The following is a 26,997-nucleotide window of genomic DNA, read 5'->3' on the forward strand; positions in this document are numbered from 1 at the left end:
GGTATGTAGATGTATTTTTAACATCTACCTGCCTTTTTTTATTGTGGAAATGAGAAAAAATGCGTAAAATTTGATTGGGTGATCAAAAAAATGTTTGAGTAATCAAAGGGAGAGTTTATGGAAACTAATAAAAGTACCTTTATTCAGGAAGCAAGGAAACAGCAAATAATTGATGCGACCATTAGGACTTTAAGTGATATTGGCTATGTGAAGTCGAGTTTAGCTCAAATTGCAAAACGAGCTTCCATCAGCACAGCTTTAATTTCGTATCATTTCGCAGATCGACAAGATTTAATTGAACAAAGTCTGCAAGCACTGATTGAGCAATCCGTTACATATATTTTGACGAAAACATATGCTGAGGATGAACCAGCTTCGCAATTAGCTACATTTATTGAGGCGAGTATTGCTTATCAAGCAACACACCCAGAAGAAAATATAGCGCTACTAGAAATTATTTTTAATGCTCGTACTGCAGATGACATTCCTTTTTATAAATTGCCAGATGATGGAGAGGATCCTTTGTTAAAAGCCTTGAGCAACATATTAACGAAGGGAAAGGAACAAGGGAAATTTACTATCACTTCCGTCCATGTAATGGCAAAGGTTATTCAAGGAGCTATTGGGGAGTACATGTTGATTGGGGGACCACTTTCTAGAGAAGTAGAACAATATAGTGCAGAGGTCATCAACATCATCTGGTCAGCCATGAAAGTAGAGGAAACTAACAATGCTTAAAGCTTTATTTAATTGGATGTTTGTCATTGGTTTACTATTATTAGGCGGCCGTCTTGTAACGGCAATTTGTCGATATTTTGACATTCCATTTACAACATTCTTTAAAGACTACGCCCTAGTATCTATGATTATTTTAATAGTAGGAATTATAGGTACTGAATCCATGAAGAAACAACGATAAGCATAAAAAAGATTCGTTACAATCATGTAACGAATCTTTTTTATTAGATTATTTCATTTTTTCATTGTAGTTACTACGAGCAACGAGCATGATCATGTAACATAATAGACCGAACAATAGAGAAATTAATAATGAATGCATTAAAGCGACTGTTAAGTTCAGCTTCGTTAGGACTACTAACATACCAGCAATCACTTGTAAAAATACTATAGTAAAAGCAATAATCCAACCATAGTAAACCACACGTTGGTTCTTATATTCTTTCACAGCGTGCCAAGTTATGTATGCAATCCAAATGAAAATAATAAGAACTGCTAAACGATGTCCCATTTGCACCCATTCGTACATGTTATTGGGTGATGCTAACGGTGTTTCGTTATAGCAAAATGGCCAGTCTGGACAAATTAAGCTCGAATCTGTATGTCGAACTAACGCACCAGTATAAACGACCAAATAAGAATAAATTGTGACAGCAATTGTATGCCAACGTAACTTTTTACCAATAAATACTTTATCGGCATCAAATTTCCGATCGACTTCAAATACAATCATAGAGAGAAGCAGAACCGCGGCAAAGGAAATAAGAGAAATACCAAAATGAAGTGCTAAGATGAAGTCACCTTGCCCCCATAGTACTTGTGCAGCTCCAATAAGAGCCTGCGCAATTAAGAAAAACATTGCTAAGAAACCTAAAAGCTTTACTTCGCGAATATGTCCGAGCTTACGCCATGTCCAAACTGTTAGCACAAGAATTGAAATTGATACGACTCCAGTAACAAGACGATGTGAGAATTCAATAAGGACTTCCGGTGTAATCTCCTTTGGAATAAGAGATCCATTACAATCAGGCCAGTTTCGACCACAGCCTAAGCCACTATCTGTTTTCGTAACGAGAGCTCCACCTAGTAATATAAGGAGCATCCCTAGCGTAGCGGCAACAGCAAACCACTTCAAATATCTGTTGTGTTGCATAAAATGAGTCACCTACTTTATCTATCAACATTACAAGAAAGTAATGTTTCTGCTACTAGATAATATCGAAAATACGTTTAAAAAACAACTTGTAAAGGGAAGGGAGTACTAGATGTCGATTCCATTTCACAAATTGTTCATAATTTCGTGCTTTAACCTTCACAATTCATTTTAGAAAATGTTTTACTATAGATATGTTGTTTTTAATTATATTTCTAGACAAAACTAATTTTTACAACTTCATCTAAATTTCACTTAATGTCTAGAAATCAATCGCAAATTTCGCTATAGTTATTGTTAGCGGAATATGCTTACAAAAATGAAAGGAGAGGTAGTATGTCAAACGGTCGTACACTGGCGGCTACTAGAAATACTGGTCCAGAAACAACATCAGTTGTAAAAGATTTCTTAGCACTAATAAAAATCGGTATTGTAAACTCGAATCTTGTCACAACGTTTACAGGGATGTGGCTGGCTTTTCAATTTACTAGTAGACACTTCTTGCAAGAGCTAGATGTCATCTTATTCACCATGCTGGGTGCGGCATTAATCATTGGTGGCTCAGGTGCAATGAATAACTTTATTGATCAAGATATAGATCCGATCATGAAAAGAACGAAGGCAAGACCGACAGTGACTGGCAGATTCAAGCCAAATTTTGTATTGACCATTGCCCTCTCATTTTTAATTGTAGGTGAAATTTTGTTATTTGCGGCATCGTTTGCAGCCGGCATGTGGGGACTAGCAGGAATATTTGCTTATGTCGTTCTGTATTCAATGTGGTCAAAGAGAAAGCATGTTAGTAACACGGTTGTAGGAAGCATTTCAGGGGCTATTCCTCCTATTATTGGATTTGCAGCAGTCGAGCCTGCTTTAGGTCCAGGAGCACTTGCCTTATTCCTAATTATGTTTGCATGGCAACCACCACATTTCTATGCGCTTGCTATGAAACGTACGGAGGAATATCGTGCGGCTAAAATACCAATGCTACCTGTTGTAAAGGGATTTAAACGTACAAAGTACTCAATGTTATTCTGGATTCTTTTATTATTACCGTTACCTTTCCTTTTACCGGAGCTTGGAATTGGCTTTTTAACTCTTGCTACTACATTGAACTTGGGTTGGTTAATACTAGCTCTGAAAGGCTTTACAGCAAAAGATGATATGAAATGGGCAAATAGAATGTTTATTTATTCATTGAATCATATGACCATACTATTTGTATCCATCATAATATTTGCGGTGTTTAGCTAAATTTAGGAATTCTTTCTTTTTCTAAAGAATTCATATAGACAGAACTAATGTCCTATGTACACATGAAAATACAACAAAGAAAGAGGGGTTTAATTAAGCTATGATGAAAGGGCTTAAAAAATGGCGTCTTTTTTCACTTCTAGCAGTGATGATGGTTTTCCTTTCAGGTTGTGGTGAAGATTATCTTTCTACACTAAAACCATCTGGAGAAGTAGGTAAACAACAATTAAATTTATTACTGTTAACTACTGTAATTATGACGCTAGTAGTGGTAATAGTATCCGTTATTTATTTACTTGCATTCTTGAAATACCGTCGTTCACGCGTTGGTGAAAACGTTATCCCTAAGCAAGTAGAGGGTAGTCATACGTTAGAAGTGATTTGGACAGTTATACCAATTATTTTATTATTAATTATTGCTGTACCAGTTGTTACAACTACTTATAAATTTGCAGATGTTGCTGCAATGGATGAGGTAGATGAAGAGGGGAATAAAACTGCCCTAACAATCAATGTAACAGCTAAATTGTACTGGTGGGAGTTCGAATATCCTAACCAAGGTATTATAACGGCTCAAGAGCTAGTAGTACCAACAGGTGAAAAGGTTTACTTTAATTTAAAAGCTGCCGATGTTAAGCACTCATTCTGGATTCCTGCTGTAGGCGGTAAAATGGATACAAACGTAGAAAACTTAAATAAATTCTACTTAGTATTTGATAAAGAATCGAAAGATCTAAAAGATGGCGTATTTTATGGTAAATGTGCTGAATTATGTGGACCTTCACATGCTTTAATGGACTTTAAAGTAAAAGCTTTAAGCCCAGATGCATTTGACGCTTGGGTTGATGCAATGAAAGCGACAGAAGGTCAAACTGCTGACAAAGCTTCAACGGATCTTGGCGAAGCAACTTTTGCTAACAGCTGCTTAGGCTGTCATGCTATCTCTGGTTCAGGAGCAGGCGGTACACCAGGTCCAAACTTAACTACGTTTGGTGACCGTAACCGTGTTGCTGGTTTCTTAGAACACAATGAAGAAAACTTACAAGCTTGGATTAAAAACCCTGAGGAATTTAAACCAGGTAACTTAATGATGAATGCTGAGGGTACTGCACCTATATACGGCGATTTATCTGACGAAGAAATTGAAGCTCTTGCAACTTACATCATGGGCTTATCAGTTGAAAAATAATTTCCGTTCTATGTAACAAATTTTTGAGGGAGGTAAAAGTTGTGAGCTCATACACACAGAAAAAGGGCTTTGGAGCAACTGTCTGGGATTACATTACTACTGTTGACCATAAAAAGTTAGCAGTCATGTATTTATTAGCCGGTACATTGTTCTTCGCTATCGCTGGTTTTGAAGCGTTATTAATGCGTATTCAGTTAATGAAACCAAATAACGATTTCGTGTCAGCTGGTTTTTTCAATGAATTATTAACAATGCACGGAACAACAATGTTATTCCTAGCTGCTACTCCATTACTATTCGCATTTATGAACATGCTTGTACCATTACAAATTGGTGCACGTGACGTTGCATTCCCGTTCCTTAACTCATTAGGGTTCTGGTTATTCTTCCTAGGTGCAGTATTCCTTCACCTGTCATTCTTTATGGGTGGCGCTCCTGATGCGGGCTGGACTTCTTATGCATCATTATCTTTATATTCTCCAGGACATGGTATCGACTTCTATGTTCTTGGTTTACAAATTTCAGGGGCAGGTACTTTAATTTCGGGACTTAACTTCATCGTTACGATTATCACGATGCGTGCTCCTGGTATGACATTCATGCGTATGCCATTATTCACATGGACAGCTCTTGTATCAAGTGCATTAATTTTATTCGCATTCCCTCCATTAACAATTGGTTTATTAATGATGTTATTTGACCGTATGTTCGGTGGTAACTTCTTTGACCATACAATGGGTGGTAACACAGTTATTTGGGAACACTTATTCTGGATCTTCGGACACCCAGAAGTTTATATCTTAGTATTACCTGCGTTCGGATTATTCTCTGAGATTATCCCTGCGTTCTCTCGTAAACGTTTATTCGGATACTCTTCAATGGTATTCGCAACAATTTTAATCGGTTTCTTAGGGTTCATGGTTTGGGCCCATCACATGTTTACAGTTGGTCTTGGGCCAACAGCAAACGCTATCTTCGCTGTTGCTACAATGGCAATTGCCGTTCCAACAGGTATGAAGGTATTTAACTGGATCCTAACAATTTGGGGCGGATCTATTAAAGTTACAACGCCAATGCTTTATGCACTTGGTTTCATCCCGTCATTCGTTGCGGGTGGTGTTACAGGGGTTATGCAAGCATCTGCACCTCTTGACTATCAATTACATGATTCTTACTTTATCGTAGCTCACTTCCACTATGTAATCGTTGGTGGTATCGTTACTGCATTATTTGGTTCAGCACATTTCTACTGGCCAATTTTCTTCAACCGTATGTTAAACGAAACGCTTGGTAAAATTACGTTCTGGGTATTCTTTATCGGATTCCATTTAACGTTCTTCGTTCAACACTTCCTTGGTTTAATGGGTATGCCACGTCGTGTATTCACTTACATGGAAGGTCAAGGTTGGGATCAATTCAACTATATCTCTACAATCGGTGCATTAATGATGGGTGTAGGGGTTATCTTAATGGTAATCAACTGCTTAATGTCTATCAAAGGCAAACCAGCAGGTCGCGATCCATGGGGCGATGGACGTACATTAGAATGGTCAATTCCACAACCAATTCCATTCTACAACTTCCGTCAAACACCTCTTGTTCGTGGTTTAGATCCATGGTGGATTGAGAAACAAGAAGGCAACAAAGAAGTTACATTTGCTGAGCCACTAGGCGATATTCATATGCCAAATAACTCAGCGATTCCATTCGTTATTTCATTAGGTATGTTTATTGCAGCATTCGGTGCGCTTTACAACCCTGATGCAGATAAACCTTGGTCAATCTATATTTTAATTGCTGGTCTTGCAATTACATTTGGTGCAATGATTGTCCGTTCTGTTAAAGATGATCACGGCTTCCATTTACACAAAGAAGAAATTATTGAAATTGAAGAACAACTTTATGGCAAAGGAGGAAATAAATAATGGATTTCAATACTAAATTTACTCCTCATACTTGGCCAGATCATCCTGAACAAGCAACGCTGGAAGGTAAAAACAAAGTCGTTGGTTTCTGGATTTTCCTTGCCTGTGAAGTTGTACTTTTCGCAAGTTTATTCGCTACTTACTTAGCGCTTAAGAACAAAGGGCCAGCTGGCATGGAGTTCACAACTCAAGGGTTATTTGAATTACCATTAGCATTTGCTATGACGATGTTACTTTTAACATCTTCACTAACATCTGTTTATGCAATTTACCATATGCGTAACTTTAACTTTAAAGGGATGCAAACTTGGTTAGCCATTACTTTAGCTTTAGGTCTTGGTTTCTTAGCACTTGAAATTTATGAGTTCCAACACTATGTGCATCTTGGTTTTACATTTAACCAATCTGCATTCGCAACTGCATTCTATTCTTTAGTTGGTACACATGGTTTCCACGTAACTTTAGGACTTGTATGGATCGCAACTTTAATGATTCGTAACGCTAAACGTGGTTTAAACTTGTACAATGCACCTAAATTCTTCGTAGCTGCTTTATATTGGCACTTTATCGATGTTGTTTGGGTATTCATCTTTACAGTAGTTTACTTGATGGGAGTGATCGGATAATGTCTTCACACGATACACCTATAGTTGCTAAATCACAGGCACAATATGAGTATGATCGTCATCATAATGCCGTTCATATGCGTAAACAAGTACTCAACTTTGCGATTATGATTTTCTTTACTTTTATCGCTTTCGCAGTAGTTGCAGCTGATTTTTCTAAATACTTAATTATGCCATTCGTTTTATTATTAGCGGGTGTTCAAGTTGTACTTCAACTGTATTCTTTCATGCACTTAGAAGACAAAAAAACACACTTCGGTGGAGTTATTGGATTCTTCATGTGGATGGGGATTTTAATTGCATTTACATTCTTCTTAGCATTCTTAACAATTATTTGGTGGTAATCACCAATAAAAGCACGTTCGTCACTTTGTACGAACGTGCTTTTTGTATTTTAAATTTTAGTGATGGTTGCAAAAAGAAGCAAACACTGGCAAACTTAACATTTGTTCACCTTTCGTTCATTGCAGTATAGCTGTAAGCGTTTTATAATAGGAGTACTGAAGTTTAAAGGAGTGCGTTCTATATGCCACTTAGTATATTTGGTTTCCAAGCGTTATGGAGCCCATATTTAATAGGGGTTCTTGTTTTTATAACAATCGTCTATTTTTTAGTCACAGTAAAGTGGCGTCAGGATTTTAAAGAAAGCGAACCTTTAAAAAAGGGACAAGCAATTTATTTTGTATTAGCGATGATTACCATTTATATCATTAAAGGGTCTCCAGTTGATTTAATGGCTCATATTATGTTTACGATGCATATGGTTCAAATGGCTATTTTATTATTGCTTGTACCGATTTTCTTAATTAAAGGAATACCTTGGTGGGTTTGGAAGGTTGCGATTGAAGCACCAGTTGTTAGAACGATATTTAAAGTACTAACATTACCAGTAGTTGCAGTGTTTGTGTTTATTGGTCTATTTTCCTTCTATCACTTACCGGATGTATTAGATTATATTAAGTTAAATGAAACACTACATGGTACCTATACATTTGTCTTATTTCTATCAGCTGTTTTCATGTACTGGCCTTTAATTCAAAATATGCCAGGTAAAGAACAAATGAAGCCCTTGCATAAATTAGGCTATATTATTGCCAATGCCGTTTTAATAACTCCCGCTTGTGGATTAATCATTTTTGCACCTAATGCTATGTATGAAACGTATACGAATGGTGATGCTTGGTTAAAGGCAATGGAGCTTTGTGTTCCAGCCTCTACGTTGTCGGGACTATCATTATCAGGACCTGAGCTATTTACGGATATGAAACCTGTTGCTGACCAGCAGTTAGGCGGCGTGCTTATGAAAATTATACAAGAGCTGATTTTTGGTATATTATTAGGTGCAATCTTTACCAAATGGTATCGTGCTGAACAAAAAGATCCAGATAAAATTACTGCTGATGCATTAGCAGCCCATCAAAAAAAATGGGAAAGTCAACAGCAACATTAATTATAAAATAGAAATTTACTTTGTATAAGGGGTTTTGATAATGGAATTACAAATTTTGCCTACTATTAGTACATCGTTTATTGTTATTAGTGCTGTACTAGTAGCAATAGGTTGGGGCTTAATTATAAAAAGAAATGTAGAAGGGCATAAAAAAGTAATGCTTGCTGCAGGTGTTGCTGCACTGATCTTCTTTATTATTTATGCTTCCCGTACAGTGTTTATTGGAAATACTGCCTTTGGTGGTGGAGAACATTTAAAACCTTATTATACGTTCTTCTTGATTTTCCATATTATTTTGGCAACTTCTGGGGCCGTATTTGGGATAGTTAGTATAGTTTCAGGTCTTAAAACGAATTTAAAATTACACCGTCGTATTGGACCGATTACAAGTATTATTTGGTTCTTCGTCGCTATAACAGGTGTCCTTGTTTATTTATTATTGTATATTTTATTTGAACCGGGCGAAACAACATCGGTTATTAAAGCCATTTTAGGTATATAACAAAAATCTCCCACCTTATTTTTCAGTAGGTGGGAGGTTTTTTGTTGTTGGCTGAATTAATGAGAGAACTACTACAAAAAGTAATGGGCCAATTAAAATACCAGAAAATCCAAAAATTTTAAATCCGATAAACATCGCAATAAAGGTTGAAAGAGAAGAAAGCCCAATTTTATCACCTATTATTTTTGGCTCAATCATACGACGAACTAAAAATTGACCTACTGTTAATACAATTAACACAGCGGCGTAAATATAATCCCCAGCAAAAACTTGATAGATTGCCCATGGGACTAATAAAATAAATGAGTCAAGAAAAGGAATAAAGTCTAAGACGACAAGCAACAATGCTAATAATAGAGGAAATGGCGTTTTGAGAAAATAAAAGGCTGCGATAGCTAAAGCAAAAATACCTAATCCGACAAGCAATTGTGCTTTCAAAAATCCAAATAAGGCTAATTTAACTCGTTCACCAATAAACACAATTTTCTGATGGTAGTGGAAAGGGACGGGCATTAAAATTTTTTGATTGATGGTTGGCAATTCCAAAAGCAACATATACAAGACAATCCAATAGACAAAAATATCAAATAATCGTGTAGGGATATACGTTAATAAGGCAGACCAGACATCGATGTTTGTTAAGGAATGTGCAAATTTTTCAGTGGAAGCTAAAGCCCTTGCAATCATGGATTGAATTTGTGAAACTAGTTCTACAGGTAAATGATAGGTGTGGTTACTTAGTTTAGATTGCATTTGAATCCATAGTGCAGAAAGTTGATTCAAATAATCTGGAATATCAATAATAAATGATGAAAATTGTTTCCAGCTTACATAAATAATAAGCGTACATAATAATAAAGAGATACTTAGGAAGAATAAAAAAAAGATGGAAACCACTATTTTACGCTTTTTTCGAAAACGTTTGCTCATCCGAACTATAATAGGTTCTAAAAGTAAGGCAGTTAAGTAGGCAAGTAAGATCGGCAATGATATTGAAATAAACCAGAGGAGAAAAATCCCAATCGCGATAACAATAATGGGATGACGAAAAAAAGGACGATTAAAAAATGACAACAATTTTCTCACCTACATCTTGTTCTAGATATAGGTAGTATGAGAAGAAATCTAATTTTTACTCAAAATAAAAAAGACTGGACTACCAGTCTTTTCGTAACAATGAAGCTATTTAATGCTATACTTGCTATCACTTTTTAATGAATAAAGATTAGCGTGCGTTAACAGGTTCAAAGTTATTTTTATTTGTAGGCTCGATTGAGAATTGATCTAATTCTAATTTAACCTTTTTTAAGATTTCTTCACATTTTTTCACAATATGTGCTGGGAAAACTTCATCTTCTCCATATTCAACACCATGTGGATAATAGTACTTACCAAGTGCTGGTTTCATTAATGTAAGGATGGCATCATGAGCACCAACATCACCAGAAATGGCATATGCGAAAACGCGTAGGTAATAACGACCTTCACGAGTATCGAAACGTTTATCGAATGTCATACGTTCATAATCCCAACCGCCATCACATTCTAAACCATGTTTTTTCATAATGCTGACAATTAGCTCTTGATCAGCGGTTAAATTTTCAAGGTTAGTATTTTCAAAATACATGTATAATCCTCCTTTAGGTTCTCGTACAAAGTATACGCTCATTTTTATAATAGAGCATATTCGACATTGTTGCAATGACAACATTGTGTCAACCCAATTACAATTGATATAATAACTTACAATAATGGTGATGAAAGGAGTCCTATATGAAAGCTTTATTCCGCATATTAATGATTTGTGGTGCAATCGCATTAATCGGCTTTATGTTTTTTAATACCCCTAAGGAAAATGAACCACTAGAAGGCCCAAATACCAATTCTAATATAATCCCTCAAACGGAGCTAAAACAGCCCGATATAGGAGCAATGACACGTCCACAAACGGGTATTTCAACATTAATAGGGAAAGGCACACAAACCGTTTTGGAGCAATATGGGGAACCTGGACGGAAGGAACCCTCCTCTTTTGGGTATGATTGGTGGGTCTATAATAAAGATGTGTCTACCTTTTTTATGATTGGCGTTGAAAATAACGTCGTCACGCAAGTTTACATAGCAGGGCAAAATATCAATGCATTTCCTTTTAAAGTTGGGCAAAAACGAGATGAAATTTATCGCATGACGATTATTGATTATGAGGTAGCCGCAAATGTTGGTGATAATATTTACATATTCTCCATGAATGAAGAAGATATGCAAACAAGATTACTGATCAAATTTGATGGACTATACGCGCAGCTTTATATTGACCGGGAAACGAGTGAATTACAAGGGATACGATATACCAACAGTAAAACACTTGTCCTTCATCAGCCATATGAAATGAGTTACCAAGGAGAGCTTGTTAGACGTACCCCGCCTTCTTCATTTTTACAGCAGGAAATTGATAGGGCGAATGCCAAACAGCTCGATGATTTACTAAATGTAACGCGGGAGCATCATGGGTTGCCGCCTGTAGAGATGAATGAATCATTGGAAAATACAGCGAGAATGCATAGCGAAGATATGAAGGTGCAAAATTTTTTATCACATGAATCTCCCACATATGGAGATCTTAAAAAGAGGTTACAAGCGCAGAGCATTGACTATAGCGATGCGAATGAAAATCTAGCAACTGCCTATCTTGATGCGATTGAGGCAATGCATGGCTGGACAAATTCTCCCGAACACCGGAAAGTTCTATTAAATGATAAATATTCACAAGTTGGTTCAGGTGTTTTCGTCGATTATTATACACAAATTTATATAGAACCTGCTTCACTGAAGATGGATAATGAAGATTCAAATAATGAAGAGTCTGAAAGTGAAGAACCTGTAGAGCAAGAGAAAACCGATCAATCGCCATAACATAATAAATTTACATGAAGACAAGCATTCGCTGAATGGACTTGTCTTCATTTTTTTTGTGCTTCCACTTGCCCCAAGCGGCTTCTACATTTTTCGTCACACCGTTACAAAGGCCGTCATATGATAGAGAACTGAAAGGGGGAAGAGGCTTGCAATTAGCTGAGTTATTGAAAGACTGGCCATGTAGCGTAACCGGAGGATCGATTCGAACAGAAATTACAGGCGTAGAGGATTATGCACAGGCCGTACAACCTGGCGACATATTTATTGTACGAAAAGGCAAAAAAACTTCAGGAAGTCGTTTTGTCAAAGAAGCATTGGCCCGTGGAGCAGCAGCAATAGTCTCGGAGGAAAGTATTTCCTTACCAATTATTGATAAAGAAATTCCTTTTGTATGGGTTCCTAATACAGCCTTATTCCTATCGTATGCAAGCGCGAAGTTAGCAGCTTTTCCAGCAGAAGCATTAAGTGTTATTGCAATAACGGGGACAAACGGAAAGACGACAGTGAGTCATTTTGTCAGTCAGCTTTTAAACGCTCTACATAAAAAAGCGGCGGTTATAGGAACAATTGGGTTTTATCTTGATGGCGAAAAGCAACAAACTTCTTACGAGGAACTTACCACATTGCAGGCGAAGGAATTGCACCCGATATTAAAACAATGTGTACGCAAAGGTGTGTCACATGTAGTATTAGAAGCATCTTCAATGGGGTTACAGCAACATAGACTCGATCATTGTGACATTGATTGCGGCGTGTTTTTAAACCTATCTGAAGATCATTTAGAGGATCATGGAGGATTAGAAGCCTATAAACGGGCGAAGAAAAGATTAGCTGATTTATCTAAAAAGCTAGTATTAAATGGCGATGATAACTTTTGCCGTTCTGTTGGAATTTATGATAAGAAAAAATCCTGCTCATTTGGCTTTGATAATCACAATGATTTACATATCCAAATTGTCAGTGAAACAGTTGGCAAAACAGTGCTCTGCTTACAAACATCCGCGAGTGAGCATATTGTAGAAATTCCTTTTGTAGGGAAGTACCATGTGCAAAATACGGTTGCAGCATTGATGGCAGTATGGCGCTTAGGAATTCCAATGGATGATATAGCCGAACATATGTGGTCCTTAAGGCTTCCTGAAGGTAGGCTCGAGAAGATTGATAACCCAGTAGGAATTGATGTGTATGTAGATTATGCCCATACGGCTGAAGCCCTCCAAGCTGTGTTACAAACATTCGATCGCTCGAAAACGATTTATCTTGTCTTTAGTTGTGGTGGAAATCGGGATAAAGCGAAACGTTTTGCTATGGGCGCTGTAGCAAGTAAATATGCAGACGTTATCTATTTAACAACGGATAATCCTCGAGATGAAGATCCGATCATTATAAACGAAAGTATTATTGCTGGTTTTACAGAGCAACAATACTATGAAATCTATTTAGACCGTAAAGTTGCAATCCATCAAGCATTAGCGAAGGCGAAAAAAGGGGACATTGTCCTTGTTGCCGGAAAAGGGCATGAACAAACACAACAAATTAAAAATCAAAAATTCCCTTTTTCCGATCAACAATGTATTAAGGACTATTTTACAGGTCTACTTACCGACGCTGAATAACAAAAAATGATCCTGTAGCAATGGCTAGCTTGCGCCCTGTCTCATCTTCGATATCACATTCCATTACTAGTGTTTGCCGCCCTTTATGGACAAAACGACCACGCGCAATTAATTCTTTATTCGTTGTTGTGGCAATGTACGTGACATTCATATTGGTAGTTACTACATTAAATCCTTCTGGTACAGAACGGGAAGCAAGTCCCCCCATTGCCGCATCGGCTATCGTCGCAATGATGCCCCCGTGTGGCACCTTAATTGTGTTGTGAATTATTGGTGTAATTGGAATACGTACCTCACTGACTTCAGGCTCAAACTTGCCAACCATATGTAAGGCTGCGTTAATATAGCGACGGTGAATACCTTGCTGTTTTTCTCGGAGCCCGGTTAAAAGATGTAAAAGAACTTCTTCATCTTCCTCCGTACTATCTTGTAAAATTGCCCCTAATAATAGTTCGATTTTTTCTTTGGGTGTTGTCATCAATTGGAAAAACCTCTTTCATTAATAATCTCAATAATGTAAAATTACCATAAAATCTGTTATGATGGGTAAGAGATTGGGGGAATTAAAAATGATGATGACCTCTGACTGGGTATTCATTTTAGATGAGGCGGAAGCGCTTTGTGAGATGATTCTTTCCTCAGAACCAGCGATGGCGCTTCAGCAAGCGTATGATGCCGTTTATAGTGATACACAAATTGTAGAAGCTATTTACGCGTTTAATCGCATGAAAGAACAGTACGAAGATGTACAACGTTTCGGAAAATATCATCCGGACTACCATACAATTATGAAGTCGATTCGCCAACAGAAAAGGGCGCTCGACTTAAATGAAAAGGTTTCAGCTTTAAAAATTGCTGAAAACGATTTTCAGGACTTGCTTGATGAGATTAGCCTACTTGTAGGGAAAACAGTCTCTGAAGCGGTAAAAGTCCCTGTAAGCAATCCATTCTTTGCATCTGGCTCATCTTGCGGAGGAGGATGTGGCTCGGGCGGTTCATGCTCTTGCTCAGCGTAAATTAAGATGTGTTTAAACACATCTCTACGAGACTGTACACAACTCAAAGGTAAAACTGAGTTTGTTTACAGTCTTTTTCTATACAATTATTAAAGGAGGCAGCATACATGAAAACATATCGGATTGCAGTCATACCAGGGGATGGAATAGGGCCTCAACAGATCCTTCAGCTGGTGTTGATTTCGTTGTTCTTTTTGTCTCTTTTTTCATAGATGGATGCCCCTTTTTTTTAGAAACAAGAGCATCATAACCACCAACTTCAAACTTTAACTTCCAATTCCGAATCATGCCAGGAGATGAAATAATGAATAGTGCAGCTGTGTCTCTCGAAGATGTACCTGTCTCGTTCATATAATTAAGTACATTCAATTTATAGTCAGCTGAATATTTTGTATAGAACTTTAAGAAAGTCTCTACGCCATTTTTTTGATTACGGCGAACCCATTCACTGACAACCTGAGCTGTCACACCGATATCTTTCGCAATTTCGATCATAGGTTCATTTCCATGTAAATATCGTTGAACTGCTTGAATACGTTGTTCAACACCCATAAAAAAACCCCCCGTAAAAGTTAGATTGATGTCTAACTTTTAGGGGGTAGTTCAAGTAGGTGGGAAGGTACTTATTTAGAGCATTGACCCTTCCATGGACTTACTTATTAAGACTCTTGCGTTTGAAATAGCTCTACGGCTATATCTGGGCGATCCGTGATAATTCCTTTAGCGCCGTTATTAATTAATTTTTTCATTGTGTCTAAGTCATTGATTGTCCAATAATGGACAGGAATGTTGAGATTATTTAAAAACTGAATAAACTTTGGAGAATCTAAAGCGATAACCCCTGATTTAGGAGGAATTTGGAACACATCTACTTTTGGATGATACAAATGTCCGAATTGACTGGAGAAGGAAGCAAATGCTTTTCTCACATCTGATTCTCCTGCACCAAGCGCTACCTGATTTTGAGCATATAAGTTAAAGCGATCTATTTGCTCCCCGTAAAAGCTTGTTACAACGACACGATCCTCTGCGCCTAGTTCTTCAATTAAACGCCAAAGCTTAGAAGGCATTAGACTTCCTTCATAAGTTTCAGGGGCATCTTTAATATCAATATTGATCAACATTTGTGGATACGCCTCAAGTAGCTCTCGTAATGTTACAACTTGTATTTTATCCTCACGGTATGGGAAGGCCCCATCTAAATTTTCAAAATGATAGCCGTGATTTAAGGCATTGATTTCTGCCAATGTCATATCAGCTATAAGGCCATAGCCATCTGTTGTTCGTTCAACTGTATCATCGTGGAAAACAATAATTTCTTCGTCTTTTGTTAAACGTACGTCTATTTCAAATCCATCAACGCCTAGCTGCGCTGCTTTGTCAAAGGCGATCATAGTATGTTCAGGTGCTAAATGAGCTCCGCCTCGGTGTGCAAGAATGATTGTGCGATCAAATTGTAATGCTTGTTTACCTTCACGTTGCTGTGGTTTAGAAATAGCTTTACTACCTGCCCAAGCTGCCGCACTTGCAGCTGCGATTGCAATTGCTATTTTAGTTTTCTTCCCCATATTCGTCCTCCTTAACAATTTTTTACCTATTAAAGTAAATGGTGAATTCATTGTGTAATGACTAGCTCCCACTTCCGTCCGAGAGCTTTATAAAACTAGTAATTAGGTTAAGTGAATGATGATTCTTTCATGCTTCCTATGGTGGAGGTATGAGGCATTATCATCCTTCAGCAAAATGTACATTCATTCCGTGGAAAAATAATCATGTAAGCTATTTAAAACAACTGATTCGAATTCCTACGATGTTTAACGTAGTATGCTTTTCCATTATAACGGAAAATCGAGTGTTCTGTCAGCTAAACTCTGTTGCTATCATTTTCTGGTCTATGGTATTCTTTTAGGTAAGAAATGAGGGAATCCAATATGAACGAACGACAAGGGCTAATCGTTTACGTCCATCAATTAAAACATGCGAAGTCTCTTCGGAAATATGGTCATGTTCTTTATATTTCTAGAAGACAAAAATACGTAGTGCTATATTGTAATCGTGAGGATATTGAAATGTTGACAACAAAACTACAACGCCTTCCTTTTGTGAAAGACGTTGTGGAATCTTATCGTCCATTTGTCAAAACTGAATATGAAAATGCAAAGCCGGATAAAGCAAAGGAATATGACTATAAAGTAGGTCTATAATATTATGCTAATGCAGGTATATAGTTATTTAGTCTTAATATGCCGATTAAGTATTGATAAAATAGTTTTGATTCCGAAAATATAGATGAGTGCTTTATTTCTACAACAACTGCTTTTCGGTCTAGTTGTTCTATTTGTGCTTCAAACATTTTTTGTCGCTTAGTTGGTTCCTCATCATGATAAGGGATGCCTTCACGACAAATATATATGGGCATGAATTTACTTTCGCCAACTGGTTTGAAGGCAACGGCTAAGGAGATTACCTTTTTATCTCCTTTTGTAGATGTTAGTAAAAAGGCCTGATGAAAGCGTTCCTGATTGGTTTTAATAATTTCAAGTAGCTCGTATACATCACCATAGCCTTCTCCTAATTCTATAAATTGTTGTGGCATAATAACTGCACATCCTTTCCAATACTCATAGTATCATGCTGCGGGAGGTCAAGCACATGAAATTTGCATTAAGCTTTTTTTCTATTTTAGTACTTATTATTTCAGGGACGTTATTTTTCCAGTATCATGCATACTCATCTGATTTAGAAACCGGCATAGGGGATTTTCATTACTCTCAGGAAATAGAGATTGTTTATCGTGAAAATAGCTTAGATATTCGTCAGCATTTTAAAAATTTACCCAATCAAAAGGTAAAAATTAAATGGCCTGAAAAGGCAACAAACCCTAGTTGCTTTATTGAGAATGAAAAAAGCTGTGATCGATTATCAGATGAGGTCTCTTATTTTGCAAAAGGGGAAACAAAATCACAATCTGTGTCATACATAATTCCGATTGAGGGTGGCTTGAAAAATAAGATGCTCCTTCAAGATGTTTTTGCTACACTAATAAATGGTGAAGCGTCCTATTCAATTGTTCATATTTCTACAGATAGTAAAATTAATGGACAATGGATTACAGGTTTGCCATTAGTAGGTCAACAACAGCTATCACTCGTTAACTATACGATGTTTAGAGGCAACGGGACTGTTCATGACCTTTATTGGCAAGCAGGAAAACTCAAAGTACAAGAACAAACGCCTGTATTATCGATTTATGCACAACAGGCTATTCCGAATGATTTCCTAAAATCATTAGAGAATTTACAGTTTTTAAATGATGAACATATTGCAATTATTCAAGAGAAAAGTCCTGTCCCAATTCATGATGAAAGATTGTTATTTTTACCAACACTTACAGCACAAGCTGTTGAACAGGAAGTCATTTTGTCCCAAATAAAATCGCAATATACATTTGTAGACTCCCCAGAATGGTTGCTTGAAGTTATGGCATCCTATTTAGTAAACGATCCAATTGGTGGAGACAAGGCAAAGAAAATTGTAAAGACATTAAATGATTACATGACAGATAGTCAACAGCAGGCTTGGCAGGATAAGTTGAAAAAACTTGGAGATGATCCTCTATCACCAAAAACAATGGATGAGTATTTATCACAAGTGTTAGATGCTCAAACATCTTACTTTACGTTAAATGCAGCCCAGAAAGAAGGAACGTACCCATTATTATTTGAGGATTCTCGTGATGTGTATGTAAATGATGTATTGAAGGAAGACGTTCATGTTATTCTATATGAAGGACAAGCGTTATATACGGCAGATACGTTATTACCTTATCTTGGGTATACAGTTGGAGAAGGGAAAAACGGCTATTATGTAAATAGCGAGCATCGCACATTCCGATTCCCTAAAGAACCTGGTTTCTATGTATTTAATCAGCGAAGATATTCAACTATTTCAGAGCCAATTATTAAAATTGCTAATCAATATTATGTGGAAGAGGCTTGGTTACAACGTTTATTCTTAGTTGAATTACAAAAGAAAGAGGAACGTATTCAAGTATTAACACAAGAGCAACAATAACTTTTGCAGCGGAGGGCTTTCCTTTCGCTGCAAAAATACTTTATATGGATGAAAGTACGGTGATAGCTTATATGAGAGTTGTAGCAGGAGAGCGTAAAGGAATGCCGCTAAAGGCGATAGCTGGGAATACGACGAGACCTACAACTGATAAGGTGAAGGAATCGATTTTTAATATTATTGGTCCTTTTTTTGATGGAGGTACTGCACTTGATTTGTTTGCAGGAAGCGGTGGTTTAGGTATTGAATCGCTAAGTCGTGGGGCAGAGCGTGCTATTTTTATTGAAAAAGATGCAAAAGCCTTTCAGGTGCTACAAGAAAATATTAAAAAATGCCGTTACGAAGAACATACTGAGCTGTTTCGCATTGATGCAAAGCGTGCTGTGAAAGCGCTATTAAAGCGTGATATTACGTTTTCATTAGTTTTTTTAGATCCGCCTTATCATCAAAAGGAATATTATGACTTAGTGCAATTACTCGTTGATAATGAAAAAATTCAACAAAATGGTATTATTTTATGTGAACATGCAAAAGAAATAACATTACCTCAAAGTTTTGGTGAGTTTGTTTTAAAAAGACAAGAAACATATGGCGGAACAATTATTTCTGTTTATCGCTGTACAGAGGAAGAGGGAGAATAAGTTGTCAGAGAAAATTGCTGTAGTTCCTGGAAGTTTTGACCCTGTGACATTTGGCCATTTAGATATTATTAAACGTGCAGCCGATGTGTTCGATATCGTCTATGTAGCCGTATTAAACAATTCAGCAAAAAATCCGTTGTTTTCTGTAGAGGAGCGTATGGCTTTAATGGCTGAAGTAACAAAAGCGATACCTAATGTTCGGATAGAAAGTTCTTCAGGTCTTCTTATAGACTATGCTAAAGAAAAGAAAGCTAAGGCCATTGTACGTGGCTTACGAGCAGTTTCAGATTTTGAATATGAAATGCAAATTACTTCTATGAACCGTTTCCTAGATGAAACAATCGAAACATTCTTCATTATGACGAAGAATCAATACTCATTCCTAAGTTCCAGCATTGTAAAAGAGGTTGCGAAATATGGAAGTGATGTCAATGAGTTGGTTCCAGATTGTGTTGTACAAGCTCTAAAAGAAAAATATGGTTTTACCCAATAGTGGTTGAAGAGGATGTCGGTAATATACGCTGAACATCCTCTTTTTTATCGGTGAAAACTAATTATTTCAGAAAAAATAGAGCATAAATAGTTGGTACAATGATTATGCTAAGGAGGCGAAATTTTAGATAAGGTCTCACAGAAAGTTTGGCGGATTTAGCAATCACAAAAATTTGTAAATGAATACTTATACTTTGCATCGTTAACAAAATGACGACTAGTAAAGAGGTATACTGGAAATCAGGGAATGCCGTAACGGTCATTTTAAGACCATTTGTCACTTCTAGGATGGCGGCTAAGGAAAGTTCAATAGTATAAGGTAGCTTCGGTATTAATTGATCTAAGCCCTGTTGCACGATAGTCTGAATGGTTGTGAAAAAGATAATGGTTGTACCCACTAATAAAATGGTTGGGGCAGTTTCTTTAATACTTTCTGAAAAGGGAGCTGTGTACAGTGTAGTGTTGTGTACAGTGATGGTTGGTGAATCCGTTTTGCGGTATAAAAAGTAACCAGTTACTAAGCAACAAATATTAAACATATGTAGTAAACATAAAAACAACCATCCAAACGTATTACTGTGTAGTAAATCAAGGCTTACAAAGCCTAACACGAATAATGGACTTGGTGCATGACAAACGGCTAGTAGAAAATTTGCTTCCTTAGGATGTAATTGTCCACTGTTTTTTAAATAAACAATAGTGGTCGCTCCAGTAGGATAGCCTCCAAGTGCGCTAATAATGTAGGCTTGTACGTATAAAGAAGCTCTTTTTGTTTTGGTACGCATAGGGGCTGTTAAACGCAGGAGCCATTGTGTTAACACTAAATACGGTAGTAAATACGGAAATAGCGCCTCCATGAAAAGAGATAAGCCTAAATCAGTACCACTATGAGCGGTTTGTGGGAATAACAAGAGTAAGAGAATTAGAATTACGCAGAGCGCTATTTGAATTGTAGCAAACATATGATCATCTCGTTTCAACTTTTTGTCATTCACATAGGCAAATGCTAAAATTAATATATGTGTGAAAGGCAAAAACATGAACGTATGGTTTTTGCAAGCGTCCTAGGAGGTGTATTCAAGTGAAGAGAAAAATTGGCATTTATGCGGTGTTAATAGTCGTGATTTGTTCTATGATGTTATACCGACTAGACGCGTATATTATGAAACCTGGTAGTGCCTATGATGTCAGTAAATTTGTTACGGTCGATAGCAAGGAGGCAGATAGTTTAGGGTCTATGAGTTTGATGACGGTCGCTATGCAGCAAGCTACACCGTTTTCATATTTATGGGCTAAAACTCAAAAGTATCAAAAGCTCATGGATATTGAACAAGTCCGAAATCCATTAGAGGATGATGAGGAATATAATGTTCGACAGTTAAAATTAATGTCGGATTCCCAATTTAATGCTAAATATGTAGCTTTCCAAAGAGCGGGATTAGAGACAAAAGTTCATTTTAATGGTGTCTTTATCTTAAATGTATTGGATGGTGGCGCTTCAGATGGCATCTTAAAAGCCGGGGATGAAATAATTGAAGTAGATGGACAAAAAATAACTAATCAGCAAATGCTTGTTGAGCTTTTACAGCCTAAACAGCTCGGGGATCAGGTATCGATTCAATTTATACGTAATGAAGAACAGCAGAAGGCAACAATTACATTGAAAGAAATACCAAATGCACAGGAGCATAAAGCCGGTTTAGGGATTTCTTATACAGAAAGCAAATCGATAGAAACTAATCCACAGGTGACAATGAAGACAGAGGATATTGGTGGTCCTTCTGCAGGATTGATGTTTACACTTGAAATATTAGATCAACTTCTGGATGAGGATTTAACGAAAGGTTATGCCATCGCGGGTACCGGAGAAATGCTAGTTGATGGATCTGTTGGCCGAATTGGCGGAATTGACTATAAGATAATAGCGGCTGATCGTGATGATATGGAAATCTTTTTTGCCCCTGATGATGATATTTCACCAGAGATGAAGGCAAAGTATCCAGAGTTAGAATCCAATTATACGACTGCTGTAAAAACAGCGAAGGAGATTGGGACAAAGATGAAAATTGTACCTGTGAAAAACGTGGACGATGCCATCCATTATTTAAAGCAGCTACAACCAAAATAAAAGACGATAAAGGGATGCTAGAACCCATCTAGCATCCCTTTTATGCCTTTAATAACGGATTGGTGGTGTTTGATAATCTTTTGGAAGACTTAGCGCTGTAACGCCTTGCTCTATACTTAAATTGTATAGCTCTGCAGTATGAATATCGATGGCCAGCATAGCATCTTTTGCAGCTGCAACACGGCTTATTAAAGGTAATTCGATATCTTTTTTCCGCTTTCCTAAATAAGCTTGGCCAGTTTCGCTCATGCCTAGTAAACGGATAAATGATGGAGCTTCAAAGCTGTGTAGCTGTTCCTTTGTAAATCCTGTATAAATATGTGTAATCATACGTTGAAGGCGTGTCCAGGTATAACGTTTAGATTTTATTTTTTCCATAAAGCTATTAAAGGATGAGCTGTTTTTGGCTGCTTTCATAATAGCATTCTCAATCCCCTCAGTTACTTCTGCATAACGAGTGAGCTCAGAAGGCGTGTGTCTCATAATCGTGAACTGTAATAGTGGCCAAAATGATTCCCAGCTAGCAAATTTTTTATAGTGTCTATGCCAGTCTGCCAAATAATCAAAAGATGCCTCCGGAACAACCTTTTGAATACTCTGTAAAGAACTTGTAGTTGCTAGGGCCTTACGTATTCCCGTAGCACTTGCGATGGATGCGTCCTCTTTAAGTGCATCATGATAGCCTGCTGCAATACGAGGGATGGTAAGTGGCTGGATGTTACTGTTCAGCGTTCTCGCAGCCTCTAGATAATGAAAGCCAAGAATATTATTGGGTTGTGCAAGATCAATGTATGGAGCAGGGAACTTCTGAGTAAGCTGTTCATAGGCGTAATATAGGCTTTTAGGATAGCTAGTGCCTGTTTTAAGGCTGTCTTTAATAAGTGCGTCATACTCTGTACGATTATTGTCGATCAGCTCAAAAGTGTTCAAGAACGGTTGGATAGAGCCATCCTCACTACCAAAAGCGAACGAGTCGCAGCCAACAGCAGTTAATAATGAAATCGCACCCTTGGCGAAATCAGTAGCAGGAGCTGTACTATAGACATAAGGAAGCTCAATGACAATGTCTACACCACCTGCGAGTGCCATTTTTGTACGTGTCCATTTATCAACCATAGCTGGTTCACCGCGTTGTAAAAATGTTCCACTCATAACAGCGATGACAATATCTGCTTTCGCTACTTTTTTTGCCTGTGTTAAATGATAGGCATGCCCGTTGTGAAAAGGATTATATTCAACAACAACTCCAACTGCTTTCATGCTTTCCCTCCTGATCATTTATGTTTTATGGTAAGCTGTTTAGAGCAAATATACTTCTTATAGTATATAATTATAGGTAGGTTTTAAAGAGGTGACAAGAAATTATCTTGACATCTATTTTTACACATTATATAATCAACATTGTTGTCTCGAGGTGATTAAACGAATGAAATGGTCAATTCATCAATTATCTAAATACCGCCAAAACGGGATGCCAATCGATGCCTTTGTCCAACTGGACGAAGTGATGGAGCGAAACCAGGATATTCGAGCAATTTCGCCCGTTCATGTAAAAGGGCTATGTACTTTTGGTGCATCGCAAATGACATGTCAGTTAACTGTGACAGCGACGTTAACGCTACCATGTGCTCGCACGTGGGAGGATGTTGAGTTTCCTATCGATGTTGAGACAGTTGAAATTTTCAGCTGGATTGACGAAGATCAACGAGGAGACGATGACGGAGACATTCACTATATTGACGGTGAAGTCATCGACATGAAACCAGTTCTTGAGGAGCTAGTGCTGCTCGAGGTACCTATGCAAGTGTTCAAGGAAAATACCGAAGGACAAGTGCAAGGCGGTAAAAGCTGGTCTTATGCAACAGATGAAGACGTAGAGCTACACAAAAAAGCTGACGAACAAAAAGTGGATCCAAGACTAGCTGCTTTAGCTAAGTATTTTGATCAAACAGACGAATAGACGATCTGTAAGGAGGTGCCATCAATGGCTGTACCATTTAGAAGAACTTCTAAAACTGCAAAAAGAAAGCGTCGTACGCATTTCAAATTATCTGTACCTGGTATGGTAACTTGCCCTAACTGTGGTGAGGCTAAATTATCACACCGTGTTTGCAAAGCTTGCGGACAATACAAAGGTAAAGAAGTAGTAAGCAAATAATACAGTGTTTGCTCACTTAAAAGGCTAGTAGAGAGACCATGGCTCTTTACTAGCCTTTTTCCGATGTCTTAAAAACAGAATATTGCGTTGATTGCGAAGTTTAATATAATAGTGAAATAATTGTATGATACAATTTGTTCATGGAGACAAAGGGGGTAATAATGTGAGTTATACGATCGACAATTATGATGGTGTTATGACTTTTACGATTAATCGAGAAGAGAAGCGCAATGCTGTCAATGATGAGGTTATGAATGGTCTTCAGGAAATCATTACGTATATTCGAAAACATGAGGATGTTCGTTTTTTAGTAGTGACAGGAGCTGGAGAAAAATCATTTTGCTCTGGAGGGGATTTATCTGAGTTTCATTCACTGGAGACGGAGGATGAGGCATTTGGTATGTTAAGTAAGATGGGGAAAATATTATATGACCTTGCGACACTCCCCGTACCCACTATAGCGCTTATAAATGGTACCGCAGTTGGTGGAGGTTGTGAGATTGCCACAGCCTGTGATTTTCGTTTAGTGGCAAATCATGCGAAATGTGGTTTTATTCAAGGAACCTTAGCCATTACGAGTGGTTGGGGTGGTGGTACATATCTTTTTGAACGAGGATTACGTCATGACCGTGCATTAAAAATGCTTGTGGATGCGAAGCCGTATCCTGCGCAGTTGCTCTATGAAATTGGGTGGGCAATGCGAGTTTTTGAAGGCTCAAAGGATGAGGCGTTAAATGATTTTATTGAACATATGCGAAAAATTCATCCTTCTGTTCATAAAGCTTATAAGGAAATCGAGCTTCGGAAATGGCGAGAACGAAATATGTATGAGCGGGTGATGGAGGAAGTTCGTACGTGTGCAAAATTGTGGGAAAGCGAAGCGCATCATCTGGCTGTTAATAATTTCTTAACAAAGAAGAATAATAAGTGATGTATAAAGGCAGTGATGAAAGAAAAACATAATCACTGTCTTTTTTCATGCAATGATTCTATTTTGCTCGCTACTGCATATAGTAGTAAAAAATGCGAGGGTGATAGATTATGGAATTGAAAAAAAGAAAAGATCAATGGACAAAGGAAGACGATGAAAGACTAGCAGAAATTGTCTTGCATAATGTGCAAAATGGCAAAACGCAGTTGGAGGCTTTTGAAATGGCGGCTGTGGAACTGGGCCGTACAAAGCAGGCGTGTGGCTTCCGTTGGAATAAAACATTACGTGGTCAATATAGTCAGTCATTATTAGCTGTACGAAATCAACCCCAACAATCTATGCGAAGTCACTTGAAATTGGCATTGACAAGTTTTGACGAATTAACAGATGCTTATCAAACCCTTGAAATGAGACATCGAGAGTTGCAAAATGAACATGAGAAATTAGTGAAGTGGCTGCAGCAAGGTTATTCGTTAATGAAAGATTAAACTTCAGTAACTATGATGAGCATACAATATTTATCTTTCCTAGAGATAAAACCCTTTCTGTATATCGTCAATAATCAGCCAATCTTGTATAATAGAAGAACCTACTTAGGGGTGCCTTAGAATTTATTCTGAGGCACCTTATTCTTATAGTTTCAATAATGTAGAGAGGAAAGGGTGTAAAATAAAATGATGAAGGTAGCAGTTATTGGTGCTGGAGCGGTTGGACAATTAACAGCAAGCTTTTTAGCAGAGTCGGGAATGTCAGTATCATTAGTGACAAGAAAACAGAAGCAGGTAGAAGAGCTAACTACCAATCAATTAACGCGAATGAATGTTGATGGGACTAAAACTGTACAAAAAATTGCTTCTACAACAAATTTAATTGCATTACCACCTCAAGATTTAATTGTGATCGCTGTTAAATATGTCCATTTACAAAATCTCTATGACCAATTAGCATCACTACCAAATGAAATACCTTTGCTCTTTATGCAAAATGGCTTAGCTCATTTTGAGGAGGCACGAAGTTTACCTCAAAAAAACATCGCGTTTTGTTCCGTTTCTTTTGGTGCACAATTGCGGAATCAAACTACGGTTCAACATAGAGGAATTGGTCCTTGTAAAATAGCTATTGAACGAGGGGAAGCACCTGTTTTTCTAAAGTTATTACAATTACAAAAACCATTGTTTCCTGTTGAAATGGTCGATAATGCGGAGAAGATGCTATTTGAAAAAGCAATATTTAATAGCTTAATCAATCCATTAACTTATGTATTACAAATAAAGAACGGGGAACTAGTGACTAATACACGAGCGTATGCCCTTTTGAAGAATATTTATCAGGAGTTAACGATTGCGTTCGAAGATATTGAGCGCACTATATCTTTTGGAGATGTGGTAGACTTATGTAGGCAAACAGCCGAAAATACATCTTCCATGCTTGCAGATCGTATGCAGGGAAGAAAAAGTGAGATTGAAACAATTGTTGGTGCCATTTTGGATAAAGCTTTAACAAATGGTCATCATTTGCCTACTTTGCGTACTTTATATCTCCAAGTACTTGCGATAGAGGAGAGCGGTGAACAAAGTTGAAAGACCTTTTACATATTATTGTTAGTATCGTTATTTTTTGCCCAATTGTTCTTTTTATTATAGTCTATTTAATTAGCCGGAAAGTTAAAATACGTGGTACCCATGCATTTGGTGCGGCCTCTGATGTGACAACCTTCTGCTTGTTCTTTTCAGTCCCCTTAGGTATTGGAGTACTGTGGCAAGTAAATGCAGGGGGACTTTTAGTCATCCTTGCAATAATGATGGCTATGATTTTTACATATATTGAATGGCGGACAAAAAAAGAAATAGAAGTGAAGCCTTTATTAAAGAAAATTTGGCGTTTTTTATTTTTATTACTGAGCACCGCGTATGTTGTGATCTGCATAATCGGTGTCATTCAGTCCCTTGTAGACTATTTACAGGTTGCCTAAGCATTTTCTTTTCATGTTGGAGCTATAAGGGTTAAAATAATAGCATTATAAAGTAGATATAAAAAATCATTCTTTATGGATGGGAAACTGATTAAACGTCATAAAGCCTAGTGCTAGAAGAATAGTTCCGTAATATTGCGCAGTGCTATGTTCATGGTGGGGGAAATGCAATATGGGCTAAAAACATTTACAGCATCAAGTGCATAATATGTGAGGAAT

At 37.3% G+C, this 26,997-nt stretch carries 32 protein-coding genes; 23 read left to right on the top strand and 9 right to left on the bottom strand.

What is annotated here, in order from left to right; all coding sequences use genetic code 11:
• The first annotated feature begins 117 nt into the window (after positions 1 to 117).
• The gene (locus PI85_RS10905; protein WP_036123722.1) at positions 118 to 738 is read left to right on the top strand and encodes a TetR/AcrR family transcriptional regulator; all 621 of its coding nucleotides are present in this window, start codon (positions 118 to 120) and stop codon (positions 736 to 738) included.
• Positions 731 to 919 (top strand): hypothetical protein, encoded by a 189-nt coding sequence (locus tag PI85_RS10910; RefSeq protein WP_036123725.1) that lies wholly within the window; start codon positions 731 to 733, stop codon positions 917 to 919. The genes PI85_RS10905 and PI85_RS10910 overlap by 8 nt, the downstream gene beginning before the upstream one ends.
• A 48-nt stretch (positions 920 to 967) precedes the next feature.
• On the opposite strand, the gene PI85_RS10915 is transcribed toward PI85_RS10910, so the two are convergent.
• Positions 968 to 1,891, bottom strand: a complete 924-nt coding sequence (locus PI85_RS10915; RefSeq protein WP_036123727.1) for a heme A synthase — start codon at positions 1,889 to 1,891, stop codon at positions 968 to 970.
• A 336-nt stretch (positions 1,892 to 2,227) separates the two neighbouring features.
• On the opposite strand from PI85_RS10915, the gene cyoE reads away from it, so the two are divergent.
• The 7 genes from cyoE to PI85_RS10950 all read left to right on the top strand — a co-directional run bounded on the left by cyoE (position 2,228) and on the right by PI85_RS10950 (position 8,837).
• Positions 2,228 to 3,145 carry a heme o synthase gene (cyoE, locus tag PI85_RS10920; protein ID WP_008173957.1) on the top strand — a complete coding sequence of 306 codons (918 nt, stop codon included), beginning with the start codon at positions 2,228 to 2,230 and terminating at the stop codon, positions 3,143 to 3,145.
• 100 nt (positions 3,146 to 3,245) lie between these two features.
• A complete protein-coding gene (gene coxB / locus PI85_RS10925; RefSeq protein ID WP_036123730.1) occupies positions 3,246 to 4,334 on the top strand; it encodes a cytochrome c oxidase subunit II in 1,089 nt (362 codons plus the stop codon).
• A gap of 41 nt (positions 4,335 to 4,375) precedes the next feature.
• The gene (ctaD, locus tag PI85_RS10930) at positions 4,376 to 6,259 is read left to right on the top strand and encodes a cytochrome c oxidase subunit I (RefSeq protein ID WP_008173953.1); all 1,884 of its coding nucleotides are present in this window, start codon (positions 4,376 to 4,378) and stop codon (positions 6,257 to 6,259) included.
• Positions 6,259 to 6,885 (top strand): cytochrome c oxidase subunit 3, encoded by a 627-nt coding sequence (locus tag PI85_RS10935; protein ID WP_008173951.1) that lies wholly within the window; start codon positions 6,259 to 6,261, stop codon positions 6,883 to 6,885. The genes ctaD and PI85_RS10935 overlap by 1 nt, the downstream gene beginning before the upstream one ends.
• A complete protein-coding gene (locus PI85_RS10940; RefSeq protein WP_012293127.1) occupies positions 6,885 to 7,229 on the top strand; it encodes a cytochrome C oxidase subunit IV family protein in 345 nt (114 codons plus the stop codon). Before PI85_RS10935 ends, PI85_RS10940 begins: the two co-directional genes overlap by 1 nt.
• A gap of 182 nt (positions 7,230 to 7,411) precedes the next feature.
• Complete coding sequence (gene ctaG, locus PI85_RS10945) at positions 7,412 to 8,335, top strand: cytochrome c oxidase assembly factor CtaG (protein WP_036123734.1); 924 nt, start codon at positions 7,412 to 7,414, stop codon at positions 8,333 to 8,335.
• A gap of 40 nt (positions 8,336 to 8,375) precedes the next feature.
• Entirely contained in the window at positions 8,376 to 8,837 is a 462-nt protein-coding gene (locus PI85_RS10950) for a DUF420 domain-containing protein (RefSeq protein WP_008173945.1), read from the top strand.
• A gap of 15 nt (positions 8,838 to 8,852) precedes the next feature.
• On the opposite strand, the gene ytvI is transcribed toward PI85_RS10950, so the two are convergent.
• Both ytvI and PI85_RS10960 read right to left on the bottom strand, forming a co-directional pair.
• Positions 8,853 to 9,911, bottom strand: coding sequence for a sporulation integral membrane protein YtvI (gene ytvI, locus PI85_RS10955; protein WP_225316250.1), 1,059 nt, complete (start codon positions 9,909 to 9,911; stop codon positions 8,853 to 8,855).
• A 151-nt stretch (positions 9,912 to 10,062) separates the two neighbouring features.
• On the bottom strand, positions 10,063 to 10,464 hold the full coding sequence (locus tag PI85_RS10960; RefSeq protein WP_042737480.1) for a YugN family protein: 402 nt from the start codon (positions 10,462 to 10,464) through the stop codon (positions 10,063 to 10,065).
• A 146-nt stretch (positions 10,465 to 10,610) separates the two neighbouring features.
• Here PI85_RS10960 and PI85_RS10965 point away from each other — a divergent pair, with 146 nt between their 5' ends.
• Complete coding sequence (locus PI85_RS10965) at positions 10,611 to 11,750, top strand: CAP domain-containing protein (RefSeq protein ID WP_036123736.1); 1,140 nt, start codon at positions 10,611 to 10,613, stop codon at positions 11,748 to 11,750.
• Positions 11,751 to 11,899: 149 nt separating this feature from the next.
• Entirely contained in the window at positions 11,900 to 13,369 is a 1,470-nt protein-coding gene (locus PI85_RS10970; protein WP_036123739.1) for a UDP-N-acetylmuramoyl-L-alanyl-D-glutamate--2,6-diaminopimelate ligase, read from the top strand.
• Here the strand turns inward: PI85_RS10970 and PI85_RS10975 are convergent.
• Positions 13,353 to 13,847 carry a PaaI family thioesterase gene (locus tag PI85_RS10975; RefSeq protein ID WP_191967770.1) on the bottom strand — a complete coding sequence of 165 codons (495 nt, stop codon included), beginning with the start codon at positions 13,845 to 13,847 and terminating at the stop codon, positions 13,353 to 13,355. The genes PI85_RS10970 and PI85_RS10975 overlap by 17 nt on opposite strands.
• A gap of 91 nt (positions 13,848 to 13,938) precedes the next feature.
• On the opposite strand from PI85_RS10975, the gene PI85_RS10980 reads away from it, so the two are divergent.
• Entirely contained in the window at positions 13,939 to 14,385 is a 447-nt protein-coding gene (locus PI85_RS10980; protein WP_025113823.1) for a YlbF family regulator, read from the top strand.
• Positions 14,386 to 14,514: 129 nt separating this feature from the next.
• Here PI85_RS10980 and PI85_RS10985 read toward each other — a convergent pair whose 3' ends face one another.
• Complete coding sequence (locus PI85_RS10985; protein WP_042737479.1) at positions 14,515 to 14,937, bottom strand: helix-turn-helix domain-containing protein; 423 nt, start codon at positions 14,935 to 14,937, stop codon at positions 14,515 to 14,517.
• 107 nt (positions 14,938 to 15,044) lie between these two features.
• Complete coding sequence (locus PI85_RS10990) at positions 15,045 to 15,953, bottom strand: glycerophosphodiester phosphodiesterase (RefSeq protein WP_036123748.1); 909 nt, start codon at positions 15,951 to 15,953, stop codon at positions 15,045 to 15,047.
• Between the two features lie 363 nt (positions 15,954 to 16,316).
• Between PI85_RS10990 and PI85_RS10995 the strand changes: the two genes are divergently transcribed.
• Positions 16,317 to 16,589 (top strand): YlbG family protein, encoded by a 273-nt coding sequence (locus PI85_RS10995; protein ID WP_036123750.1) that lies wholly within the window; start codon positions 16,317 to 16,319, stop codon positions 16,587 to 16,589.
• 2 nt (positions 16,590 to 16,591) lie between these two features.
• Here PI85_RS10995 and PI85_RS11000 read toward each other — a convergent pair whose 3' ends face one another.
• Entirely contained in the window at positions 16,592 to 16,981 is a 390-nt protein-coding gene (locus tag PI85_RS11000) for a hypothetical protein (protein WP_036123752.1), read from the bottom strand.
• A 56-nt stretch (positions 16,982 to 17,037) separates the two neighbouring features.
• On the opposite strand from PI85_RS11000, the gene PI85_RS11005 reads away from it, so the two are divergent.
• The 3 genes from PI85_RS11005 (at position 17,038) to coaD (ending at position 19,590) form a co-directional block, all read left to right on the top strand.
• Positions 17,038 to 18,459, top strand: coding sequence for a hypothetical protein (locus PI85_RS11005; RefSeq protein WP_036123754.1), 1,422 nt, complete (start codon positions 17,038 to 17,040; stop codon positions 18,457 to 18,459).
• 71 nt (positions 18,460 to 18,530) lie between these two features.
• The gene (rsmD, locus tag PI85_RS11010) at positions 18,531 to 19,097 is read left to right on the top strand and encodes a 16S rRNA (guanine(966)-N(2))-methyltransferase RsmD (protein ID WP_036127671.1); all 567 of its coding nucleotides are present in this window, start codon (positions 18,531 to 18,533) and stop codon (positions 19,095 to 19,097) included.
• Position 19,098: 1 nt separating this feature from the next.
• A complete protein-coding gene (gene coaD / locus PI85_RS11015; RefSeq protein ID WP_036123757.1) occupies positions 19,099 to 19,590 on the top strand; it encodes a pantetheine-phosphate adenylyltransferase in 492 nt (163 codons plus the stop codon).
• 61 nt (positions 19,591 to 19,651) lie between these two features.
• Here the strand turns inward: coaD and PI85_RS11020 are convergent, their stop codons facing one another.
• Positions 19,652 to 20,551, bottom strand: coding sequence for a hypothetical protein (locus tag PI85_RS11020; RefSeq protein WP_235318478.1), 900 nt, complete (start codon positions 20,549 to 20,551; stop codon positions 19,652 to 19,654).
• Positions 20,552 to 20,670: 119 nt separating this feature from the next.
• Between PI85_RS11020 and PI85_RS11025 the strand changes: the two genes are divergently transcribed.
• A complete protein-coding gene (locus PI85_RS11025; protein ID WP_036123761.1) occupies positions 20,671 to 21,717 on the top strand; it encodes a SepM family pheromone-processing serine protease in 1,047 nt (348 codons plus the stop codon).
• Between the two features lie 48 nt (positions 21,718 to 21,765).
• Here the strand turns inward: PI85_RS11025 and PI85_RS11030 are convergent, their stop codons facing one another.
• Positions 21,766 to 22,977 carry a nucleotidyltransferase gene (locus tag PI85_RS11030; protein WP_036123763.1) on the bottom strand — a complete coding sequence of 404 codons (1,212 nt, stop codon included), beginning with the start codon at positions 22,975 to 22,977 and terminating at the stop codon, positions 21,766 to 21,768.
• Between the two features lie 166 nt (positions 22,978 to 23,143).
• Here PI85_RS11030 and PI85_RS11035 point away from each other — a divergent pair, with 166 nt between their 5' ends.
• The 6 genes from PI85_RS11035 to PI85_RS11060 all read left to right on the top strand — a co-directional run bounded on the left by PI85_RS11035 (position 23,144) and on the right by PI85_RS11060 (position 26,778).
• Positions 23,144 to 23,677 (top strand): DUF177 domain-containing protein, encoded by a 534-nt coding sequence (locus tag PI85_RS11035; RefSeq protein WP_008173911.1) that lies wholly within the window; start codon positions 23,144 to 23,146, stop codon positions 23,675 to 23,677.
• Positions 23,678 to 23,701: 24 nt separating this feature from the next.
• Complete coding sequence (gene rpmF, locus PI85_RS11040) at positions 23,702 to 23,875, top strand: 50S ribosomal protein L32 (protein ID WP_004224819.1); 174 nt, start codon at positions 23,702 to 23,704, stop codon at positions 23,873 to 23,875.
• A 163-nt stretch (positions 23,876 to 24,038) separates the two neighbouring features.
• A complete protein-coding gene (locus PI85_RS11045; RefSeq protein ID WP_036123765.1) occupies positions 24,039 to 24,806 on the top strand; it encodes an enoyl-CoA hydratase/isomerase family protein in 768 nt (255 codons plus the stop codon).
• Positions 24,807 to 24,916: 110 nt separating this feature from the next.
• On the top strand, positions 24,917 to 25,294 hold the full coding sequence (locus PI85_RS11050; RefSeq protein WP_036123766.1) for a transcriptional regulator: 378 nt from the start codon (positions 24,917 to 24,919) through the stop codon (positions 25,292 to 25,294).
• Positions 25,295 to 25,480: 186 nt separating this feature from the next.
• Positions 25,481 to 26,386 carry a ketopantoate reductase family protein gene (locus PI85_RS11055; RefSeq protein WP_082011569.1) on the top strand — a complete coding sequence of 302 codons (906 nt, stop codon included), beginning with the start codon at positions 25,481 to 25,483 and terminating at the stop codon, positions 26,384 to 26,386.
• Positions 26,383 to 26,778, top strand: a complete 396-nt coding sequence (locus PI85_RS11060) for a DUF3397 domain-containing protein (protein WP_036123768.1) — start codon at positions 26,383 to 26,385, stop codon at positions 26,776 to 26,778. Before PI85_RS11055 ends, PI85_RS11060 begins: the two co-directional genes overlap by 4 nt.
• The last annotated feature ends 219 nt before the right edge of the window (positions 26,779 to 26,997 follow it).

Source organism: Lysinibacillus sp. A1, assembly GCF_000801965.1.
Classification (GTDB): Bacteria; Bacillota; Bacilli; order Bacillales_A; family Planococcaceae; genus Lysinibacillus; species Lysinibacillus fusiformis.

Coding starts and splice junctions, on each gene's coding strand:
- PI85_RS10940 (WP_012293127.1), top strand. CDS start 6,885: ATGTCTTCACACGATACACCTATAGTTGCTAAATCACAGGCACAATAT.
- coxB (WP_036123730.1), top strand. CDS start 3,246: ATGATGAAAGGGCTTAAAAAATGGCGTCTTTTTTCACTTCTAGCAGTG.
- PI85_RS10905 (WP_036123722.1), top strand. CDS start 118: ATGGAAACTAATAAAAGTACCTTTATTCAGGAAGCAAGGAAACAGCAA.
- PI85_RS10980 (WP_025113823.1), top strand. CDS start 13,939: ATGATGATGACCTCTGACTGGGTATTCATTTTAGATGAGGCGGAAGCG.
- PI85_RS10985 (WP_042737479.1), bottom strand. CDS start 14,937: ATGGGTGTTGAACAACGTATTCAAGCAGTTCAACGATATTTACATGGA.
- PI85_RS10950 (WP_008173945.1), top strand. CDS start 8,376: ATGGAATTACAAATTTTGCCTACTATTAGTACATCGTTTATTGTTATT.
- PI85_RS11000 (WP_036123752.1), bottom strand. CDS start 16,981: ATGCCACAACAATTTATAGAATTAGGAGAAGGCTATGGTGATGTATAC.
- PI85_RS10965 (WP_036123736.1), top strand. CDS start 10,611: ATGAAAGCTTTATTCCGCATATTAATGATTTGTGGTGCAATCGCATTA.
- PI85_RS10975 (WP_191967770.1), bottom strand. CDS start 13,847: ATGACAACACCCAAAGAAAAAATCGAACTATTATTAGGGGCAATTTTA.
- PI85_RS11035 (WP_008173911.1), top strand. CDS start 23,144: ATGAAATGGTCAATTCATCAATTATCTAAATACCGCCAAAACGGGATG.
- cyoE (WP_008173957.1), top strand. CDS start 2,228: ATGTCAAACGGTCGTACACTGGCGGCTACTAGAAATACTGGTCCAGAA.
- PI85_RS10910 (WP_036123725.1), top strand. CDS start 731: ATGCTTAAAGCTTTATTTAATTGGATGTTTGTCATTGGTTTACTATTA.
- PI85_RS10995 (WP_036123750.1), top strand. CDS start 16,317: ATGAACGAACGACAAGGGCTAATCGTTTACGTCCATCAATTAAAACAT.
- PI85_RS10960 (WP_042737480.1), bottom strand. CDS start 10,464: ATGTATTTTGAAAATACTAACCTTGAAAATTTAACCGCTGATCAAGAG.
- ctaG (WP_036123734.1), top strand. CDS start 7,412: ATGCCACTTAGTATATTTGGTTTCCAAGCGTTATGGAGCCCATATTTA.
- PI85_RS10990 (WP_036123748.1), bottom strand. CDS start 15,953: ATGGGGAAGAAAACTAAAATAGCAATTGCAATCGCAGCTGCAAGTGCG.
- PI85_RS10935 (WP_008173951.1), top strand. CDS start 6,259: ATGGATTTCAATACTAAATTTACTCCTCATACTTGGCCAGATCATCCT.
- rsmD (WP_036127671.1), top strand. CDS start 18,531: ATGAGAGTTGTAGCAGGAGAGCGTAAAGGAATGCCGCTAAAGGCGATA.
- rpmF (WP_004224819.1), top strand. CDS start 23,702: ATGGCTGTACCATTTAGAAGAACTTCTAAAACTGCAAAAAGAAAGCGT.
- PI85_RS10915 (WP_036123727.1), bottom strand. CDS start 1,891: ATGCAACACAACAGATATTTGAAGTGGTTTGCTGTTGCCGCTACGCTA.
- PI85_RS11050 (WP_036123766.1), top strand. CDS start 24,917: ATGGAATTGAAAAAAAGAAAAGATCAATGGACAAAGGAAGACGATGAA.
- PI85_RS11020 (WP_235318478.1), bottom strand. CDS start 20,551: ATGTTTGCTACAATTCAAATAGCGCTCTGCGTAATTCTAATTCTCTTA.
- PI85_RS11055 (WP_082011569.1), top strand. CDS start 25,481: ATGATGAAGGTAGCAGTTATTGGTGCTGGAGCGGTTGGACAATTAACA.
- PI85_RS11005 (WP_036123754.1), top strand. CDS start 17,038: ATGAAATTTGCATTAAGCTTTTTTTCTATTTTAGTACTTATTATTTCA.
- PI85_RS11030 (WP_036123763.1), bottom strand. CDS start 22,977: ATGAAAGCAGTTGGAGTTGTTGTTGAATATAATCCTTTTCACAACGGG.